Origin of the sequence: Xanthomonas prunicola (assembly GCF_025266575.1) — a bacterium.
Taxonomy (GTDB): Bacteria; Pseudomonadota; Gammaproteobacteria; order Xanthomonadales; family Xanthomonadaceae; genus Xanthomonas; species Xanthomonas prunicola.
Map to the genome: position 1 here is coordinate 142,853 of NZ_CP096142.1, position 20,236 is coordinate 163,088.

The following is a 20,236-nucleotide window of genomic DNA, read 5'->3' on the forward strand; positions in this document are numbered from 1 at the left end:
CCGAGGGGTGGGGTCTCCGCCAGGTCACGGTGACGGCTGCGCCCCTCGCAGGCACAACCGATCGTTGCACCTTGCCTTCATCCCGTGCGTCCGCAGACGCATCTACTGCGCGTCGCCCACCACATCCACGCCCTTGCCCGGGGTGTAACGGAAAGTGTCGGCCGCGAATGCGGGGTTGCGCTTCCACCCGCTGAAGCTGATCGCGGTGCGCTGGCCGACTGCATCCACGACTTCCATCTTGGCCAGGCCGTCCTTGCCGAACCCCAGCGAGGCCATCTGGAAGCTGGCGTCGGTGTCGACCTTGGGCGTCAACGACAACCACTGCAGCCCATCGCGCGGCGCGGCTTCTTCGCTGACGTCGTACTGCTTGTCCAGACGCGTCGGATCGATCAATGCCACCAGCGGGCTGTTCTGTTCTTCGCTGCCTTGTGCGCGCACGGTGACCTGCTCCAGATCGGGGTCGAACACCCAGACCTTCTTGCCATCGGCCACGATCAACTGCTTGTAGGGCTTGGCATATTCCCAACGGAACTGGTGCGGTGTTGCCAACGCAACCCGCCCGCTTGAATTTTCCTTGACCCGACCATTCGCGTCGGTCACGCGCTGGCTGAACTGTCCATCCAGCCCCTTCAAGCCACGCGTGAAGGTGTCCAGCTCCTGGCGCGCACCGGCAAAGGCGGTACTGGCGAACAGAGCAGTGGCAAGGACGGCATAACGGAGCTGGCGATGCATCGCGGTCTTCCAAAAGGACATGCGTCGATTCTGATGCTTCATAGATGAATGGGCGAGCGCTATTGCACGACATGTTCAGATGGCTGCGCTTGCGCGGCGATCCGGCTCAGTGCGCGGTCTGCACCTTGGACAAATCGCCGTACACGATCTGCCCGCGAAAGCCACGCCGCACCTGCTGGTACAACTCGCGAAACGCGCGGTAATCCTGTGGCTGGCACAACGCCTGCGGACCACGCACGGCTGCGCGCTGCAGGCGATGCACGGCGGTCACCGTCTGCCCATCACGTGTCCAATCGACCACGTATTCGCCAGCGGCATTGCGAAAGGTGCTGCTACGCGGGATCGCAATGATCGGCACCGTGCTGGGGAACGCCACCACATAGGTCTCTTCGCGCACGCTGTCGTTGCAGTAGAACGGAGTCAGATTGTCTTCGGCCGAGGTGGTGGTGTAGATCGCGCGGATTGATTCGGCACCGGGCATGTCCGGCAAGGTCATGCCGCCGACCGCCGAAAAATCCACCGCATCCTTCGCCAGGAAGCTGTAGCGATAATTGAATGGCGCATCCAGATCCAGCGGGTCGCCCTGGATCAGCAGATCGCCGGTGCCGTCGAAACCGGACTGGGCAAGGATCGACTCTTCGATCCGGTTGCGATTCTGCGCATTGAGCTGCACGAACATCGCGCGCAAGCCCACTTCGCCGGTCTGCCCGCTGTCGAGCGTGGTCATGCCCTGCAGGCCGCCCTGGGGCGTGAAGCGGTATTCGGTGCGCGCGACGTAGCGATTGACCTTGCGGTCGTTCGGCGGCGTCTGCGTGACCTTGCCGTCGCGCGTATGCACCACCGGCGCGCCGAGATCGCCGGCCGGCAGCTGGCCGAAGCGCGCGTACGGGTTGGTCGAATCGACATACAGATCGAACGCGGGGATGTAGGTGATGGCGTGATTGAAGCGGCCCAGCACCGGAATTTCAGGCAGTGTCGGGCCGCCCTCGGCGCCGATCAGCACCGGCGTGCTGGCGATGCCCTTGGCTGCAAGCAGAGCTTCCAGGATCACGGTGTGGTCTTTGCAATCGCCATAGTGGTTAGCCAGGATGCTATCGGCGCTGTTGGGTTCCAGCCCACCATTGCCCAGATACACCGCCACATAGCGAATATTCCGCGCGACCCAGGCGTACAGCGCAGCTGCCTGCGCACGCGGAGCGTCGATACCGCGGGTCACTTCATCGGCCAGCGCCTGGATCGCCGGCGTCACCGCGGCAGCGCGCCCGCCCTTGACGTGATACGCCAGGCCCATCTGCGACCAGCTATCGAAGGTGCTGGCCATCAAGGTGGGGCTGAACTCCCAGGTCGCCGCGCTCCAGTTCTGGTTTTTCAGCGGCGCGGTACGCTGGTAGCGCCACTCCCAGCGCGCCTGGTCGCCACGCACTACCGGCTTGTTACTGCCCTGCAGCCCGCGCGTGGAAAGATGCATCGGCAGCGACTTCGGTGCCACTAGCGTGACGACCGCATCGTCGTACTGCGCGAACACGCTGAAGGTCTCCCATAAACTAAAATAGCCGGGGAAATACGGCGTGTTCTGCGCCCGCCGCACCCGGTAGACGATGCGCGCGCCCGGCGCCAGATTCGGGAATACCACGACCTTGACCTTGCGGTCGGCATACATCGCCGCCGAGGCGCTGGAATAGCTTTCCTGGGTGTAGATCTTGTCGGCCGCCACCTCCTGGCACAGCCCTTCGGCTGTGACGGTATACGCCTGTAGCACGTCCAGCGTTTCCATCTTCTCGCTGTAGCTCAGCCGGACCTGACTGAACTGCTCCACCGCCGACTTTGTCTTGAGCAGGATCTCGTACTCGTCGGTCTCCACGCTGCTGGCGTCGGCGCGCACTTCGTAATCAGCGCGATAGCGCACGAAGCTGTAGTTGGTATCGGCCTGCGTGCGTGCCGCAGCAGTGGGCGCGGGCCGTTGCTGGGCTTGCGCCTGGGCGAGCAACGGTACGCAGAGAAACAGCATGAGCAACAACAAGGGACGATGCAACATGGGTCTCGGTCACGGCAGGCCGGAGCGGCCCTCACTCACAGGGTAGCCGTTGTGCCCGGCAATGACAGGCACGGACTTCCAACAATGCCGCATTGCTGCACGCGGCGAGGTTCCTGAATCGAAAACGCACCAGTGGCAGCGTGCACCGATACCGCAGGCACTTACTTGGGCGGCGGCGGCGCCAGCACGGTGCGATCGCCGTTGTGCTCGGGCGGGCTGACCACTCCTGCCGCTTCCATCGCTTCGATCAGACGCGCGGCACGGTTGTAGCCGATCTTCAAACGCCGCTGCACACCTGAAATCGAGGCACGCCGGGTCTCGGTGACGATGCGCAAGGCTTCGTCGTACAAGGGGTCGGATTCGTCGCCGCCACCGCCACTGCTTTCCGGCAAGCCGGTCGCCCCCACCACGGTGCCATCGCCCATGGTCTGCACTTCGTCCAGCACGCCTTCGACGTAGGACACCGGCCCGCTGGCCTTGAGGTGTTCGACCACGCGGTGCACTTCTTCGTCGCTGACGAAGGCGCCATGCACGCGGTCCGGCAATGCGGTGCCCGGCGGCAGATACAGCATGTCGCCGTTACCCAGCAGCGCTTCGGCACCGGATTGGTCGAGGATGGTACGCGAGTCGATCTTGGAACTGACCTGGAACGCCACGCGGGTCGGGATATTGGCCTTGATCAGGCCGGTAATCACGTCCACCGACGGCCGCTGCGTGGCCAGGATCAGATGGATACCGGCCGCACGCGCCTTCTGCGCCAGACGGGCGATCAGCTCTTCGACCTTCTTGCCGACGATCATCATCATGTCGGCGAATTCGTCGATGAAGATCACGATGAACGGCAGCGTCTCCAGCGGCCGCGGCGCCTCGCCCAGCTCGGGGTTGGGCTTGAACAGCGGGTCCATCATCGGCTGGCCGGCGTCGATGGCGTCCTTGACCTTCTTGTTGAAGCCGGCCAGGTTGCGCACGCCCACCGCGCTCATCAGCTTGTAGCGGCGCTCCATCTCGGCCACGCACCAACGCAGGCCATTGGCAGCCTCCTTCATGTCGGTGACCACCGGCGCCAGCAGATGCGGGATGCCCTGATAGACGCTCAGTTCGAGCATCTTCGGGTCGATCATCAGCATGCGCAGCTCCTTGTGCGAGGCCTTGAACAGCAGGCTCAGTACCATCGCGTTGACCGCCACCGACTTGCCCGAGCCGGTGGTACCGGCCACCAGCAAGTGCGGCATGCGCGCCAGGTCGGCCACCGTCGGCCGACCGGCGATGTCCTTGCCCAGGGCCAGCGTCAGCGGGCTGGCCGACTTGTCGTATTCCTTGGAGCGCAGCAGCTCGGACAGGAAGATCATCTCGCGGCTGACGTTGGGGATCTCCAGGCCGATCACCGACTTGCCCGGGATCACGTCGACCACGCGCACTGACTTGACCGACAGCCCGCGCGCGATGTCCTTGTCCAGCGAGCTGATCTGGCTGACCTTGATGCCCGGTGCCGGCTCGATCTCGAAGCGGGTGATCACCGGACCCGGATAGGCCCCGACCACTTGCGCCTCGATGCGGAAATCCTTGAGCTTGAACTCGATCTGCCGCGACAGCGTCTCCAGCGTCTCTTCCGAATAGCCCTTGGCCTGCGGCTTGGGGTCGTCCAGCAGGGCCAGCGGCGGCAGGTCGGAGCCGTCGGTGCTGACGCCCTGGAACATCGGGATCTGGGTATCGCGCTTGGCGCGCTCGCTCTTTTCCACCACCGGTGCCGGCGGCGGCTCGATCTTGACCGGCTCGCGCTTGGCCTGCTTGACCGCATCGACCTTGCGCACTTCTTCGCGCTCCTCGCGCATCACCCGGGTCTGCTGCCACTCGGTGGCCTGATGGGTCTTGCGCTGCATCAGCGGCCCCAGCGCCAGCACCCACTTGCCGATGCGCTCCATCACCGCAAACCACGACAAGCCGGTTGCCAGGGTGATCGACACCAGCAGCAGTACCAGGACGAACAGGTTGGCGCCCAAGGCACCGAAGCCGGAGCTGAGCGAGCCGGCGACCAACTTCCCCAGGATGCCGCCGGCCTCGGCCACTTCGCCCCGGAACAGGCGCAGGTGCAAAAAGCCGGTCGAGGAAATCAGGAACCCCACCATGCCGACCAGGCGCAGCGCCGGCCCCAGATCGCTCTGGCTCTGCTCCTCGCGCTCGCCGATCAGGGCGATCCACGCGACCGCCCCCAACAGTACCGGAAGCAGGAAGGCCACATAGCCGAACAGCTGCAGCAGCACGTCCGCCGCCAGCGCGCCGAAGCGGCCGCCCATGTTGTGGATGGGCGCAACCAGATTACCGGTGCGCGACCAGCCCGGATCGGTCGCCGAATAGGTGAACAGGCTGGCCAGCAGATACAGCAGCAACGGCGCCACCGCGATCAAGGCCAGATCGCGCCAGAGCTTCTGCCGCCGCGGATTGTCCGCTACCGCCGTCTTGCGCGACGACGGTTTGCCCTCTGCGGGCTTGCTGCTGCGTTCGGGAACCTGCTTTGCCACCTGTAGCCAGACCTTAGAAAAATGCTGTTAGTGGTTGATAATAAACGACTGAAGCCACGGTTTCAGCAGTTGCATGCGCACCGACCATCCAGTCGCGGGCGGCTCAACGAAAAACGCCGCACAAGGCGGCGTCGAGCACGTGGACGAGGCGGACCATGCCATCTGCGGTTCAAGCAGTTCCATCGCGCCGCCTTGATTCAACGGGTGGGGACCGCCACTCTATGCCGCCACAGGGGCGCGAATCACTTCGCCTGCCCTACCAATTCCTCGATCGCGAGTATACATGAGCGCCTCTTCTGCCAGTCCCGCCAAGCATTCCCGCCTGCTGATCCTGGGCTCCGGCCCGGCCGGCTGGACCGCCGCGGTCTACGCCGCCCGCGCCAATCTCAAGCCGGTGGTCATTACCGGATTGCAGCAAGGCGGCCAGCTGATGACCACCACCGAGGTGGACAACTGGCCGGGCGACCCCCATGGCCTCATGGGCCCGGACCTGATGAACCGCATGCAGGCGCATGCCGAACGCTTCGAGACCGAGGTCATCTTCGACCACATCCACACGGCAGACCTGTCACAGCGCCCCTTCCGGCTAATTGGCGACGGCGCCGAGTACACCTGCGATGCGCTGATCATCGCCACCGGCGCTACGGCAAAGTATCTGGGCATCCCCACCGAAGAAGCCTTCAAGGGTCGCGGCGTCTCTGCCTGCGCCACCTGCGACGGCTTCTTCTACAAGGACCAGGACGTGGTGGTGGTCGGTGGCGGCAACACCGCGGTCGAAGAGGCGCTATACCTGTCCAACATCGCCCGCAAGGTCTACCTGGTGCACCGCCGCGACACCCTGCGTGCGGAAAAGATCATGCAGGACAAGCTGTTCGCCAAGGTCGCCGCAGGCAAGATCGAGACCGTCTGGCACCACGCGATCGACGAGGTGCTGGGCAACGATGCCGGCGTTACCGGTGTGCGGGTCAAGTCCACGCTCGACGGCAGCACGCGCGACATCGATGCGCACGGCTTCTTCGTTGCGATCGGCCACCACCCCAATACCCAGCTGTTCGATGGCCAGCTGGCGATGAACAACGGCTACCTGGAGATCCGCTCCGGCCTGAATGGCGCGGCGACCGAAACCTCGGTCGCCGGCGTGTTCGCCGCCGGCGACGTGGCCGACCAGCACTATCGCCAGGCCATCACCTCGGCTGGCTTTGGCTGCATGGCCGCGCTGGATGCCGAGCGATTCCTCGACAAGAGCGCCTGAGATGGCGCCTGATTGCCGGCCGCGCCACGCGGCCAGCATCGCCAGCGGGCCGAGCGCATGAGCGTGACTGCTCGCTGGTGCCGCCAGCTGGACGAACTTCCGGCTGGCGCCTGGGATGCGCTGCACGATGGCACGCACCCCTTCATCAGCTACGCATTTCTGCAAGGCCTCGAACGCGAGGGATGCCTGCGCCCGGATTGGGGCTGGAACCCGCTGCACCTGACCTTGTGGGAAGGCGACACCCTGGTCGCCGCCGCGCCGGGCTATCTGAAGAACAATTCGCACGGCGAGTTCGTGTTCGACCACGCCTGGGCGCATGCCTATGCGCGCTACGGGCAGGAGTACTTCCCGAAGTGGTTGTGCGGGGTGCCCTACTCGCCCGTCACCGGCCCGCGCCTGCTTGGCGCGCCCCAGTGGCGTGGCCAGCTACTGGCAGCGATGCGTGGGTTGGTGGAGCGCAGCGGGCTGTCGTCGGCGCACGTGAATTTCTACCCTGCCGATGAAGACGCCGCCTTCGATGCCGACTGGCTGGAGCGCAACGACCTGCAATACCACTGGCACAACGTCAGCGGCTGGAGCGACTTCGAGACGTTCCTGGCGGCGATGGATCACAAGCGACGCAAAAACATCCGCCAGGAGCGCGCCAAGGTGCAACGCGCCGGTGTGCACCTGCGCGTGGTGCATGGCGATGAAGCCAGCGACGCCGATCTGGACGCCATGTATGGTTTCTATCTCAAGACCTTCAACGAGTACGGCAACTCGCCGGCCCTGACGCCGGAGTTCCTGCGCCACCTTGCGCAGCATTTGCCGCGCCAGCTGGTGATGTTTCTGGCCGAGCTCGACGGGCAGCCGATCGCCGGGGCGCTGTGCCTGCGCGGGCAGGACACGCTCTACGGCCGCTATTGGGGCGGCGAAGCGCTACCCGGCCTGCATTTCGAAACCTGTTACTACCAGGGCATCGAATACTGCCTGCGCGAGGGCCTGGCCCGCTTCGAGCCCGGCGCGCAAGGCGAGCACAAGATCGCGCGCGGCTTTCTGCCGACCCTGGTCCGCAGCCGCCACTGGATCGCCGACCCCGGCTTCCGCGAGCCACTGGCGCAAAGGTGCGCCGACGAGCGCCAGGCGGTGGCCCGGCATGCACGCGAGCTGTCCGAGCACAGCCCGTTTCGCGACTGAGCCGCGCGGCGGCGACGTAGGGCGTAGCCGCCGCTGATCGCCGGCCGGGCGTCTTGCAGATGTGGCGGCGGTGCGATTCAACCATCCAAGGACTAATCCTCGGCCGAGTGCGCACTACGCGCCCAGCACCGCGGTGCTCGCGGACGCATGCCGCAAAGTGCGTCGACCACACACGCGGTTCGTCGCGTGCCGGCGATGGTCGTCGCCCTGGGTGCGCCATGTACGACACGCTCTACACTGCGCGCATGTCCCGCGCCCTTCCCTACCTGCTGGCGGCCGATCCGGCCGCCCCGTTTCCGCCGGCCGAGTCCGCGTTGCGCGAGCCGGACGGCCTGCTCGCCATCGGTGGCGACCTGTCGCCGCAGCGCCTGCTCAACGCCTATGCCAGTGGCGTGTTCCCGTGGTTCTCGGAAGGCCAGCCGATCCTGTGGTGGAGCCCGGACCCACGCACGGTGTTTCGCACCGATGGCGTGCGCCTGTCCTCGCGTTTCCGTCGCCAGCTGCGCAGCAGCCCCTGGATCGTGCGCGCCGATACCGCCTTCGCGCAGGTGATCGATGCCTGCGCGTCGATTCCGCGTGCCGGCCAGGATGGCACCTGGATCACCACGCCGATGCAGCAGGCCTACATCGAACTGCATCGGCTGGGCCACGCGCATTCGCTGGAGGTATTCGATGGCACGCGCCTGGTCGGCGGCATCTACGGCGTGGCGGTCGGCCGGATGTTCTTCGGCGAGAGCATGTTCAGTGCCGACAGCGGCGGCTCCAAGGTGGCGCTGGCGGCACTGGCCGCGCACCTGCACTCCCGCGGGTGGCCGTTGCTCGATGCGCAGGTGGAGAATCCGCACCTGATGCGCCTGGGTGCGCAACGCCTGACACGTGCAGAGTTCCTGCAGCAGGTGCGGCTGCAGGTCGGCCAGGCGGCGGCACCCGGCAGTTGGTCCGAGCGCTACGGCGAGCGGCCTGCCAGCGCGCTTGCTGAAGTCCGCTTAACATAAAATTTGCACCGCGGGGAGATGGGGCGTAAAATGCCGTCCCTTACGGCCCTTCCGGGCCAGCCGTGATTGCACAGGATTACATGTCGAAAGACGACTCCATTGAATTCGAAGGCAGCGTCAGCGAGACGCTCCCCAACACCACGTTCCGGGTCAAGCTGGAAAACGGGCATGAAATCATCGCCCACATCTCCGGCCGCATGCGCAAGAACTACATCCGCATCCTGACCGGCGACCGGGTCAAAGTTGAGATGACTCCTTACGACCTGACCAAGGGTCGTATTACCTACCGCATGAAGTAAGCGGTTTTGGTATTGAGACGCAAGGCGGCCATTGGCCGCTTTTTGTCGTGCACGCGATTTCAGCGTGCAATGCAGAATATCGGTTGACGCGCCTGCTCCTTAGCAGTTCCTTCGCAAGAAGCATCGGCAGTTCCCGCACCTAAACGATGCGCGGGCCATCGGCGCTAACGCCATGCGAGCCAGACGTGGTCGCCTCGCAGAGGTTTCGACCCACCTTGCAGGCGTAAAAGAGCCGCTCTTTCGAGCGGCTCTTCTTTACCTGCCAACGCGGCGTGTGGCGATCAATCCACCGTCGCAGGCAACAAGCGCTCTGGTTCCGGATGCGCTTCGACCACCAGCTCGCCATCCTTGACGTCGATGTTGACCCGGCCACCGTCCACCAACTTGCCAAACAGCAGTTCGTCGGCCAGCGGACGCTTGATCTTCTCCTGAATCACGCGCGACATCGGACGCGCGCCCATCAGCGGGTCGAAGCCGTGCTGGGCCAGCCAGTCGCGCGCGGTCGGCGTGGCCGACAACGACACGTGCTTTTCCTGCAACAGCATTTCCAGCTCGATGATGAACTTGTCCACCACCCGCAAGATGTGGTCGAACGCCAGCGGCTGAAACTGCACGATCGCATCCAGCCGGTTGCGGAACTCCGGCGTGAAGCCACGACGGATCGATTCCATCGCATCGGTGGAATGATCCTGCTTGGTGAAGCCGATCGACCGACGTGACGCCTGCGTGGCGCCGGCATTGGTCGTCATCACCAGAATCACGTTCTTGAAGTTGGCCTCGCGCCCGTTGGTGTCGGTGAGGATGCCGCGGTCCATGACCTGCAACAGGATGTTGAAGATGTCCGGATGCGCCTTCTCGACTTCGTCCAGCAGCAGCACGCAGTGCGGCGTCTTGACGATTTTCTCGGTGAGCAAGCCGCCCTGATCGAAACCGACATAGCCGGGAGGTGCACCGATGAGACGGCTGATCGAATGCGCTTCCATGTACTCGGACATGTCGAAGCGCACCAACTCGATGCCCAGCTGCAGCGCAAGCTGCTTGGTGACCTCGGTCTTGCCGACACCGGTGGGGCCTGCGAACAGGAAGTTGCCGATCGGCTTCTCCGGATTGGCCAGGCCGGAACGGGCCAGCTTGATCGAACCGGCCAGCGTTTCGATTGCCGGGTTCTGCCCGAAAATCACCATTTTCAGGTTGCGCTCCAGATGCTGCAGCACGTCCTTGTCGGTCGCGCTGACCTGCTTGGCCGGAATGCGCGCCATCTTGGCCACGATGGTCTCGATCTCTTCGATATCGATCAATTCCTTGCGCTTGCCTTCCGGCAGCAGCCGCTGACGTGCACCTGCCTCGTCGATCACGTCGATCGCCTTGTCCGGCAGCAAGCGGTCGCCAATATGCTTTACCGACAGATCAACGGCTGCCTGCAGTGCATCATCGGCGTAGGTCACACCGTGATGCGCCTCGTACTTGGGCTTGAGGCCCTGCAGGATCTCGAAGGTTTCGCCCACGGTCGGCTCAACGATGTCGATCTTCTGGAAGCGACGTGCCAGCGCACGGTCTTTCTCGAAAATGCCGCGATATTCCTGGAACGTGGTGGAGCCAATGCAGCGCAGTTCGCCCGACGACAGGGCCGGCTTGATCAGGTTGGAGGCGTCCATGGTGCCGCCCGACGCGGAGCCGGCACCAATGATGGTGTGGATCTCGTCGATAAACAGCACCGCGTTGGGCACCTTCTTCAGCGCGGCCAGCACGCTCTTGAGGCGCTTTTCGAAATCGCCGCGGTACTTGGTGCCAGCCACCAGTGCCCCCAGGTCCAGCGAGAAAATCACTGCATCGGCCAGCACTTCCGGCACGTCGTTGTCGACGATGCGCTTGGCCAGACCCTCGGCGATCGCGGTTTTGCCTACGCCAGCCTCACCCACGTACAGCGGGTTGTTCTTGCGCCGGCGGCACAGCACCTGGATGGTGCGTTCGATCTCGTCGGCACGGCCGACCAGCGGGTCGATCTTGCCGTTGCGCGCCTGCTCGTTGAGATTGGTGGCGAACTCGGCCAGCGCGTCACCCTTGGCTTCACCCTCCCCGCCTTCGCTCTTGGACTCGCCATCGGGCGCGGACGGCTGCTCGCCGTCCTCCCCCAGCTTGGCGATGCCGTGCGAGAGATAATTGACGATATCCAGGCGGGTGATGTCCTGCTGATTCAGGAAATACACCGCGTGGGAGTCCTTTTCGCCGAAGATCGCAACCAGCACATTGGCACCGGTCACTTCCTTCTTGCCCGAGGACTGAACGTGGTAAACGGCGCGTTGCAGCACGCGCTGGAAGCCCAGCGTGGGTTGCGTGTCGCGACCGTCGTCTTCGGCCAAACGCGAGACCGACGCTTCGATCGCCTGTTCCAGATCGTTGTGCAGTCGCACCTGATCAGCACCGCAGGCCTTGAGCACGGCCTGGGCGGAGGGGTTGTCCAGCAGCGAGAGCAGCAGGTGCTCGACGGTCATGAACTCATGACGCGCCTCGCGTGCTCGCTTGTAGCACTGGCCGATGGTTTGCTCTAGGTCTTTGCTGAACATTGGTAACTCCGAACGGCTGTTGCCAACAATATGCGGCTTTTGTTGGGATTTTCCACAACCCTATCGGATAGGCATGTTCAGACAGCGTTAGCACGTGATCGCAGCCACACTGTTGCGCTGCTGCAATGATCCTGCCGGCGCCTCAGGCCTGTTCCATCGTGCACAGCAGCGGATGCTGGTTCATGCGCGAGAATTCGTTGACCTGAGCGACTTTCGACTCGGCGACCTCGCGGCTGTAGACCCCGCACACGCCACGCCCGCGAGTGTGGACATGCAGCATGATCTGGGTGGCCTGCTCCAAATTCAGGTTGAAAAACTGCTCCAGGACCGTCACCACGAAATCCATCGGGGTGTAGTCATCGTTCAGCAAAAGCACCTGGTAGCGCGGCGGCGGCGCCACTTCAGGCTTGCTGGCTTCGACCATCAGGCCGTGGTCGTGTTCGTGTGAGGTATTCCGAGGCATCGGGCCATTATACGGTTCAAGCTCGCGTGCATTGGACGATTTACGCTGCGCCCCGCACAATTTGTCTCCAACTTTCCGGCTGTCCCTTGATGATCGATTCCATGACCGCGCTGTTGCTGGCGCCGTCGTCCACTGTAGATGCCCCCTTGCCCACAGCGCGCTATGGCGCAGGCGCGCAGGTGTGGCACTGGGATGCCGGCCCCGCTGCGGATCCTGCGGCAGGTGAGCGTTGCGACGCGCAGGAGCAGATGCGATGAGTACCCAGGAGCAACGCTGGCATCCTGATGTGACAGTTGCCACGGTTGTGGTGCGCGACGGGTGCTTCCTACAGGTGGAAGAATCCATTGGTGGCCGTCTGCTGTTGAACCAGCCCGCCGGGCACCTGGAGCCGAACGAAAGCCTGCTGGACGCCGCGGTGCGCGAAACGCTAGAGGAGACCGCCTGGGATGTGCGCCTGACCCAGTTCATTGGTACCTATCAATGGGTCGCGCCTACCGGGCAGTGCTTTCTGCGCTTTGCCTTCGTTGCCGATGCCCTGACTCATCACCCCGACCGCAGCCTGGACACCGGCGTGGTGCGCGCGCTGTGGATGACACCGGATGAACTGCGCGCCTCGACCGAGCGCCTGCGCAGCCCGCTGGTGTGGGAGGTGGTTGCCGACTACCTGGCCGGGCAGCGCTATGCGCTATCGCTGGTGCGGCACGTCGCATGAGCACGCCGCGCATTGTGGTGGGTGTGTCCGGCGGCGTGGATTCGTCGGTGGCGGCATGGAAATTGGCCCAGCAAGGCGAGCCGATCGCCGGGCTGTTCATGCAGAACTGGGCCGACGACGGCAGCGGCGATTGCCGCGCCGAAGACGACCGCCGCGACGCGGTCGCAGTATGTGGGGTGCTGGGCATCCCGTTCCATTTTCGCGATTTTTCCGGCGAATACTGGAACGGCGTGTTCGAGCATTTTCTGGCCGAATACGCGGCCGGGCGCACGCCCAACCCGGACGTGTTGTGCAACCGCGAAGTGAAGTTCAAGCACTTTCTGGATGCGGCACACGCGTTGGGCGCCGAGCGCATCGCCACCGGTCACTACGCGCAGGTGGCGCATCGCGGTGGGCGCTGGCGCCTGCTGCGCGGCGCCGACCGCGGCAAGGACCAGAGCTATTTCCTGCATCAGTTGGGGCAGACCCAGCTGGCGGCGACACTGTTCCCGATCGGCGATCTGGAAAAAAGCACGCTGCGCCGGATTGCCCAGGATGCCGGCTTGCCGACCCATGCCAAGAAGGATTCCACCGGCATCTGCTTCATCGGCGAACGCGACTTCCGCGAATTTCTGGGTCGCTACCTGCCCGCTCGCACCGGCGAGATCCGCGACCCGCAGGGGCAGCGCATTGCCGAGCACCCGGGGGTGTTCTACTTCACCCTGGGTCAGCGCGAGGGGCTGAACATTGGCGGCGTGCGCGGGCGGGCAGCGGCGCCGTGGTACGTGGTCGGCAAGGATGTGGCGAGCAATGTGCTGTACGTGGACCAGGAACGCGACAGCCCACTGCTGCAATCGCGCTGGCTGCAGTCCGAACAAGCGCACTGGGTGACCGGTGCGCCGCCGGCGCGCCGCTTCGGCTGCACGGCACAGACGCGCTACCGCCAGCCCGACGAGCCCTGCACGGTCGACGTGCAGGACGATGGCAGCGTGCAGGTGCACTTCGAACGGCCGCAACGGGCGGTGACGCCGGGACAGTCGCTGGTGCTCTACGACGGCGAGGAATGCCTGGGCGGTGCCGTCATCGCCGCCACCGACGCACAGCTGGAACGCCAGTTGGCGGGATCTTCTTTTTCCTCTGAGGTAGTGGCTTGATGAGTCTTTCCATGGATCACCGTGTGCTAGCGCTTGCCGGCGTCGCCCAGGCCCTGCAACAGGTGCGGCGGATCGCCGAGACTGGGCATTCGGAGGCCGCGACGGTGCGTACCGCCATGGATAGCGTGTTCCGGGTGGACGCCGCCTCGCCGGAGGCCGTGTACGGCTCGGCAGCGGCGCTGGCGCCAGGCCTGCGCCTGCTGCACAACTATTTCCGCAACCAGGGCCAGGACGAGGTGCTGCCGCGTCTGGCACTGGCGGTGCTGCAGCTGGAGCGCCGGTTCGTACGCGACACCACGACCGTTGCCACCGTCGCCAGCGGAATCGACGCGGCCGCGCGCCAGGCCCAGCAATTGGGCGACAGCAACCACCCCGATGTGTTGAGCTCGCTCGGCGGTCTGTACGCGCAGACCATCAGTCACTTGCGTCCTAAAGTCATGGTGCAAGGCAACCCGCACTACCTTGGCCAGGCCGGCGTGGTTGCTGAAATCCGCGCGCTGTTGCTGGCAGCGGTGCGTTCGGCGGTACTGTGGCGACAGATGGGCGGCAGCCTGTGGGATTTCCTGTTCGCCAAACGCGCAATGCTCGAAGCGGTGGACCGCGCGCTGCGCTAAACAGCGCAAAAAACCGCTTGTAATGCAACGCTAGCGGCCGCTGGCGGACGCCAACAGCGGTTGAATGGGCAAGACGATCTGGCGATCGTCGCTAAAGACAACGGGGGCAGTGCCGATACAGCAACCGTGACTCTGCCGAGAACGCCCATGTATTCACGTCCACTCATCCGTCTAGCCGCTCCTTTGGCTCTGACCTTGCTGTTTCCCTTCGCTGTCGGATTCGACTGGCCCGCTTCGGTGCGCTGGGCAATCCTGGCGACCATGACCCTCAGTTGGCTGGGTTTCGCTGCCTGGGTGACGTATTCCCAGTTCCGGCCTAATCCGGACCAGGCACGCATCCTGCGCGAGCAGGATCAACTGCTCAACGAACTGCGTACGTTCGTCAGCAACGAAGTCGACGGTTCGCGCTCGGAAGTCGAGCGTGCCCGTGAACTGATCCGCCAGGCCGTCTCCGGTCTTGGTGGCAGCTTCGAAGCGATGAACCGCAAATCGCGCCAGCAGAGCCAGGCACTGGCCCGCATCGTCGACCGCGCAGGCGACGATGGCAGTGCCGGCGTCGACGTCGCCCGCTTCGCCCAGCACGCCAGCTCCCGCATGGAGCAGTTGGTGGAAGCGCTGGAACAGGTGAGCGGCCAAAGCACCAACACCGTCCATCACATCGATGAGATGGCGCAGCATCTGGATGGCATCTTCGCGCTGCTGGAAGACGTCAAGTCGATTGCCGACCAGACCAACCTGCTGGCCTTGAACGCCGCCATCGAAGCAGCACGTGCCGGCGAAGCCGGTCGCGGCTTCGCAGTGGTTGCCGACGAGGTGCGCAATCTGTCCGAGCGTTCCACCACCTTCAACGAGCAGATCCGTAAGCTGGCACACAGCTCCAAGGAATCGATCGCCAAGGTGCGTGAAACGGTCTCGCAGCTGGCATCGCGTCACATGGACCGCTCCCGCGAGGCGCGCCATGAATCGGCCGCGATGCTGGAGAACGTTGCTCAGATCAACGCCTCGTTGGGCGATGGCATGCGCGAAATTTCCGAGTGCGCACGTTCGATCGATGGCAGCGTGGCCGAGGCGGTACGTGCCCTGCAGTTCGAGGACATCGCGACGCAGACGCTGAGCGGCATCCACACCCACCTGGATCGCCTCACCGCGATCAACCGCGAAGCGGTGGCGCTGCAGGAACTGCTGCATCGCAATGGCGGCGTGTACGACAGCGATCTGGTCGCCGCGCTGGCCAAGGTGTCCAACCGCCTGCGCGATATGCGTGTGGAGTGGGAACGCCCGCCGCACAAGCCGGTGGCACAGCAAGGCATGGGTGCCGGCACGGTCGAGTTGTTCTAAGACCGATGCCGCCACGCAGCTGCTGATTCCGACATTCCCCGGCCTTCCGGGGATTTGTCGTTCCGTAACGACCCGGTGTTCCGCTCATGACGCTTCTTGCTCCGACCATTGACGCCCCCACTGCCGCACTGCAGGCCGCTGCACTGGCAACCGCACATGCCGAGCGCATTGCGCAAAGCGATGCGGCCAAGCCAGCGCTACGGCGCGTTCGCATGCCGGCCGCGTTGGAACGGCTGGAAAGCAGCGCCCGTGCAGAGCTGCAGGCACTGATCAACCCGCGCCGCACCTGCAGCGAGGAAGACCTGCTGTTCGCCACCGTGGCCTGGGATTTGGGTCTCGACGGCGCTGCAGTCGGTGTGTCCGACCAGTAAGGGGCTAGCGCGGCAAGCAGCGGGGCGTGCCTCGGCAGGCGCCCCGCTGTGTCGTTCCACTGCCCGGTCTGAGAGTCTCCATCCCTCCGCCTCCCCTCAAGCCCTCCGCATGGCGCTTGCCGCAGGCCAGCCGGACGTTCCACCCTGCCCCGCCCGCACGTGATCAGGGCCTACCGCTGAGCAAGCGTCGCGCCAGCGCTATAACGATCTACCTCGACGTGTCTGATTGTTGGTGAGGATTGGATCTGAAACAATCGGTTTCGTCGACAGACTGGGCATCCCCATCCCTATGAAGAACATCTGCTGGGCTGTGATGGCGGCTGCCACCTTGGCGTGCACGGCCAGTGCGGCGAACAAGAGCGTCTATATCGAATTTCTGTGGGATGCGCGTCCGCCGCATGCGATTGCCCGCCAGCAAACCCTGCAGTTCCTGACCGATGGTCAGCACGATCACCAGGTTTGTGTGGCGACGGACTTCGCCGCTACCGATGTCGGCGGGCTGGTACTGACGGCATTCGACGCAGCCGGCAAAGAGGTCTCCCGCCACCAGTACCCCGACTACCGTGGCGTCAAACGGTGTTACAGCGCCGACCTCGGCCACGGGGGCAAGCCCGGGCTGTGGACGTTTCGCGCACGAACAGGCGATGGACGTACCGGCGAAGACACGATCCACGTCAATGCGAAACTCGCCGATTCCTCGCTCTCCAGGGATCCTGGAATACCGTACGTGGCGGGCCGCCCGAACTACGACGCCAGCATTCCACCAGGCCAGTGGGTTGGGCGCCTGGTGTGGGAGATGACGGTCAATGCCCAAGGCAAGGTGACCGATGTGTCGGTGGTGACAGCAGAGGGCGTCGGCGCGCAAATTCGCGACCGCGCAATCGCCGCCGGCTATCTATCCCTGTTCTTCCCAGACAGCCGGCGGGCGAGCAAACCGTTGGTCTGGAGACGCGAGCTGTCCTTCAAACCAGAATAAGCGCTGGTACATCAGCGTTTACACATGCCACGTGCCTGCAGCAGCCGTGCGTGCAGCTGAGCCAGTGCGGCCCCTGCGGCACATCAGTTGGAAGACAGCCCCAACGCATGCGTCAACGCCTGCTAGATGGCAAGACCGGATGCCGGTGTACCTGCGCGCAAGCCTGGTAGAACCTCAGTTGGCGATGACCAACCGCGCGCCCAGCCGCATACCGGCATCGGCCTCGCGCAGCCACTGCGCCATGTCGCGCGGCGACAGCGGGCGCGAGTAGAAATAGCCCTGGATCTCGTCGCAACCCTGCTGGCGCAGCAGTGCATCTTCCTGCACGGTCTCCACGCCTTCGGCGACCACCTGCATGCCCAGGGCATGCCCCAGATGCACGATGGCCTGGGTGACTTCGGCCGTGTTGGCGTCGTCGAGCATGCCTTGCACGAAGCTACGGTCGATCTTCAAACGCTGCACCGGGAAGCGGTTGAGGTAATGCAAGTTCGAGAAGCCGGTACCGAAATCGTCCACCGCCAGCAATACGCCGTTCTGTTCGAACAATTCGAAGCAGCGCCGCAGCGAATCGGAGTCGCGAATCAAGGCAGATTCGGTCAGTTCCAGCTCCAGGCGCGAAGGCGGCCAGCCGTTATCGCGGCAGATTTCCAACACGCGCTCGGCAAAACCGCGCTCGCGCAATTGCACGGCCGACACATTCACTGCGATGCGGCTGAAATGCAGGCCGGCGCGATCCCAGACCACGGCTTGGCGGCAGGCCTCGCCGATCACCCATTCGCCCAATCGCACGATTTCGCCGCATTCTTCGGCGATCGGAATAAATTCCACCGGGCTGCATGGACCATGTCCGGGACGATTCCAGCGCATCAGCGCTTCGATCGCCGGCGATGCATCGCCTACGGTGTTGACCAGCGGCTGATAGACCAGGGTGAATTCTTCGCGCTCGAGCGCGCCTTGCAGCGCGTGCTCCAGCTCCAGGCGGCGCTGCGCACGCAGCAAGACGTCCTGGCTGTAGTAATGAAAGGTATTGCGGCCGGATTCCTTGGCTGCATACATTGCCGCATCGGCGGCGCGCAGCAAGCTGTCGAAATCCGACAGCCCTTCGCCCTGCAGCGCGATGCCGATGCTGGCACCGAGTTTGAGGGTGACGTGTTCCTTGCGCAGCGGCTCGCCGAGCGCAGCGATCAGCTTGCGCGCCACATGGCCGGCATCTTCAGGCTCGGACATATCGCGTAGCAGCACGATGAACTCATCGTCGCTGAAGCGGCCGAACAGATCGCTATTGCGCAGATGTTGATGCAGACGCGCCGAGGCGAGCTTGAGCAGGTTGTCGCCGGTGGCGTGGCCAAATGAATCGTTGATGCTTTTGAAACCATCCAGATCGATCAGCAGCATTGCCAGTACCTGGCCGCGCTCGTGCGCTTCGCGAATGGCATTCTCTGCCTGCTCGCGCAGCAGGAAGCGGTTCGGCAAGCCGGTCAGGCGGTCGTAATGGGCAAGCAGTTCAATCCGTTCGTTGGCTTCGCGCTCGCGGGTGACATCGCGGAACAAGGCCACAAACCGCGGCGGCAGGCCCTCACGACGGTCCAGCTCGATCAGCACCTGCACCCAGATGCGCTGGCCGGAGTTGCGATAGAAACACAGCTCCAGTTGCTCGGGCAGGCCGCCATCGGAAATACGCAGGAGCGCTGCTTCGAAGGCATCGCGCGAATCCTGGGTGTACAGCGAAAGCGCTTGCTCCAGGGTGATATTTTCCTTGCGCAGGCCATGGATGCGGTAGCACTCTTCGGTCCACTGCATGCGTCGGGTGTCGACCTCGATCTCGCAGCCGCCGATCTTGCCCAACGCAGACACGCGATTGAGCAACTCGGTGCGCCAGCGGATCAGTGCGTCGGTCTGGCGTTGCTCGGTAACGTTCTGCAGTTGGCCAAGGACGCGCACCATGCTGCCGTCGCCGTCGAACACCGGCTGCGCCCACACCCGCAGATGATGCGGATTGGCACCGAGCAGGCCATTGATTTCCAGCTCGAAATGCACCGGCATGCCTTCGTGCTTGATCTTGCGCCAGGCGCTGCGCAGTTGCGCAACCGAAGGCCGACCGAGCAAACGCAGGATGTCGCGAACACCTTGCAAACGCAGTTGGGTCATGCCGAGTTGTTGCAGGAAATCCTGCGACACCCACAGCGCGTCTTGATGCGAATCCCAGCTCCAGCTGCCCATGCTGGCAATGCGTTGGGCTTCTTCGAGCTGGGCCTGCTGCTCGCGCAGCTGTTGCTCGAGCAATTTGTGATGGTGCACGTCGGTGTGCGTGCCAACCATGCGCAGCGGGCGTCCGTCGGCGGTACGCGATACCACACGGCCGCGATCCAGGATCCAGCGCCACTGGCCGTCGTGCTGACGCAGCCGGAATTCGGCCACGTAAGTGTCGGTGCGCCCTTCCAGGTGCGCCTGCACCGCCGCGCTGACATGCGCATGGTCTTCCGGATGGATCAGCCCGGACAAGGCGGTGAGATTATTTGGCAGCGGCTGCTCGGAATAACCGAGCATGCGCGTCCAGCGCTCGGAGCGATACACCACATCGGCCGGAATATCCCAGTCCCACAAGCCGTGATCGGCGCTGTCCAACCCCATTTCCCAGCGACTGGTGCCGTCGGCACCCTTCGGCTCTGGAATGCTCAAGGTGAACGCCATGACCTGGCCATGTTCGTCGCAGACCGCACGCAACCAGCCTTCCAGCCGACCACCGCCAGTCCCCGGCAATACGCAGGGCGCCATGCCACCGCTGTCGACCAGCTGGGCACGGCTGCTTTCCAATACTTCGGCATACGCACCAAGGGTTGCCGGCAATCCGAGGGATTGCGCAACGCGGTTGGCCGCCAGAGGCTGGCCATGCGCATCCAACAACACCACCGCCGAGGTCAGCGGGTGCTGCAGCATGCTTGCAATGACGCCTGAGTCCACTCTGGAACACTCCGAAGAATCGGCTCCGGCTTTCGGAGTCGCAATGGATAACGGCCGTGCCGCCGATTAGTTGAGCCACCTGTTTCGCGCTGGACC

At 64.1% G+C, this 20,236-nt stretch carries 17 protein-coding genes; 11 read left to right on the forward strand and 6 right to left on the reverse strand.

Translation table 11 applies throughout. The features are described from left to right. Window positions 1-102: 102 nt before the first annotated feature. The 3 genes from lolA to M0D43_RS00345 form a co-directional block, all read right to left on the reverse strand. Window positions 103-774: an outer membrane lipoprotein periplasmic chaperone LolA gene (gene lolA, locus M0D43_RS00335; RefSeq protein ID WP_252163103.1), complete on the reverse strand. Its 672-nt coding sequence runs from the start codon at window positions 772-774 to the stop codon at window positions 103-105. A gap of 64 nt (window positions 775-838) precedes the next feature. After that, a complete protein-coding gene (locus M0D43_RS00340; RefSeq protein ID WP_260807651.1) occupies window positions 839-2,767 on the reverse strand; it encodes a DUF3857 domain-containing transglutaminase family protein in 1,929 nt (642 codons plus the stop codon). Window positions 2,768-2,928: 161 nt separating this feature from the next. Then, on the reverse strand, window positions 2,929-5,286 hold the full coding sequence (locus M0D43_RS00345; RefSeq protein ID WP_260807653.1) for a DNA translocase FtsK: 2,358 nt from the start codon (window positions 5,284-5,286) through the stop codon (window positions 2,929-2,931). 283 nt (window positions 5,287-5,569) lie between these two features. Here M0D43_RS00345 and trxB point away from each other — a divergent pair, with 283 nt between their 5' ends. The 4 genes from trxB (at window position 5,570) to infA (ending at window position 9,008) form a co-directional block, all read left to right on the forward strand. Then, the gene (gene trxB, locus M0D43_RS00350; protein ID WP_101364088.1) at window positions 5,570-6,538 is read left to right on the forward strand and encodes a thioredoxin-disulfide reductase; all 969 of its coding nucleotides are present in this window, start codon (window positions 5,570-5,572) and stop codon (window positions 6,536-6,538) included. 57 nt (window positions 6,539-6,595) lie between these two features. Then, the gene (locus tag M0D43_RS00355) at window positions 6,596-7,714 is read left to right on the forward strand and encodes a GNAT family N-acetyltransferase (protein ID WP_260807654.1); all 1,119 of its coding nucleotides are present in this window, start codon (window positions 6,596-6,598) and stop codon (window positions 7,712-7,714) included. A 245-nt stretch (window positions 7,715-7,959) separates the two neighbouring features. Next, a complete protein-coding gene (gene aat / locus M0D43_RS00360; protein WP_184612012.1) occupies window positions 7,960-8,709 on the forward strand; it encodes a leucyl/phenylalanyl-tRNA--protein transferase in 750 nt (249 codons plus the stop codon). Between the two features lie 80 nt (window positions 8,710-8,789). Continuing rightward, a complete protein-coding gene (gene infA / locus M0D43_RS00365) occupies window positions 8,790-9,008 on the forward strand; it encodes a translation initiation factor IF-1 (protein ID WP_002813418.1) in 219 nt (72 codons plus the stop codon). Between the two features lie 281 nt (window positions 9,009-9,289). On the opposite strand, the gene clpA is transcribed toward infA, so the two are convergent. Further along, window positions 9,290-11,572 carry an ATP-dependent Clp protease ATP-binding subunit ClpA gene (clpA, locus tag M0D43_RS00370; protein ID WP_101364090.1) on the reverse strand — a complete coding sequence of 761 codons (2,283 nt, stop codon included), beginning with the start codon at window positions 11,570-11,572 and terminating at the stop codon, window positions 9,290-9,292. Window positions 11,573-11,714: 142 nt separating this feature from the next. Next, window positions 11,715-12,035: an ATP-dependent Clp protease adapter ClpS gene (clpS, locus tag M0D43_RS00375; RefSeq protein ID WP_005914463.1), complete on the reverse strand. Its 321-nt coding sequence runs from the start codon at window positions 12,033-12,035 to the stop codon at window positions 11,715-11,717. 86 nt (window positions 12,036-12,121) lie between these two features. Between clpS and M0D43_RS00380 the strand changes: the two genes are divergently transcribed. The 7 genes from M0D43_RS00380 to M0D43_RS00410 all read left to right on the forward strand — a co-directional run bounded on the left by M0D43_RS00380 (window position 12,122) and on the right by M0D43_RS00410 (window position 17,179). Further along, a complete protein-coding gene (locus M0D43_RS00380) occupies window positions 12,122-12,292 on the forward strand; it encodes a hypothetical protein (RefSeq protein ID WP_252165176.1) in 171 nt (56 codons plus the stop codon). Beyond that, window positions 12,289-12,747, forward strand: a complete 459-nt coding sequence (locus M0D43_RS00385; protein WP_252163107.1) for an NUDIX hydrolase — start codon at window positions 12,289-12,291, stop codon at window positions 12,745-12,747. Before M0D43_RS00380 ends, M0D43_RS00385 begins: the two co-directional genes overlap by 4 nt. Further along, window positions 12,744-13,880, forward strand: coding sequence for a tRNA 2-thiouridine(34) synthase MnmA (gene mnmA / locus M0D43_RS00390; protein ID WP_252163108.1), 1,137 nt, complete (start codon window positions 12,744-12,746; stop codon window positions 13,878-13,880). Before M0D43_RS00385 ends, mnmA begins: the two co-directional genes overlap by 4 nt. Further along, window positions 13,880-14,494, forward strand: coding sequence for a high frequency lysogenization protein HflD (hflD, locus tag M0D43_RS00395; RefSeq protein ID WP_252163109.1), 615 nt, complete (start codon window positions 13,880-13,882; stop codon window positions 14,492-14,494). The genes mnmA and hflD overlap by 1 nt, the downstream gene beginning before the upstream one ends. A gap of 60 nt (window positions 14,495-14,554) precedes the next feature. Next, window positions 14,555-15,832: a methyl-accepting chemotaxis protein gene (locus M0D43_RS00400; protein ID WP_181093154.1), complete on the forward strand. Its 1,278-nt coding sequence runs from the start codon at window positions 14,555-14,557 to the stop codon at window positions 15,830-15,832. Window positions 15,833-15,918: 86 nt separating this feature from the next. Next, the gene (locus M0D43_RS00405; protein WP_260807659.1) at window positions 15,919-16,203 is read left to right on the forward strand and encodes a hypothetical protein; all 285 of its coding nucleotides are present in this window, start codon (window positions 15,919-15,921) and stop codon (window positions 16,201-16,203) included. A 289-nt stretch (window positions 16,204-16,492) separates the two neighbouring features. Then, window positions 16,493-17,179, forward strand: a complete 687-nt coding sequence (locus M0D43_RS00410; RefSeq protein ID WP_252163110.1) for a hypothetical protein — start codon at window positions 16,493-16,495, stop codon at window positions 17,177-17,179. Window positions 17,180-17,353: 174 nt separating this feature from the next. Here M0D43_RS00410 and M0D43_RS00415 read toward each other — a convergent pair whose 3' ends face one another. Then, window positions 17,354-20,140, reverse strand: coding sequence for a sensor domain-containing protein (locus tag M0D43_RS00415; protein ID WP_252163111.1), 2,787 nt, complete (start codon window positions 20,138-20,140; stop codon window positions 17,354-17,356). Window positions 20,141-20,236: the final 96 nt, after the last annotated feature.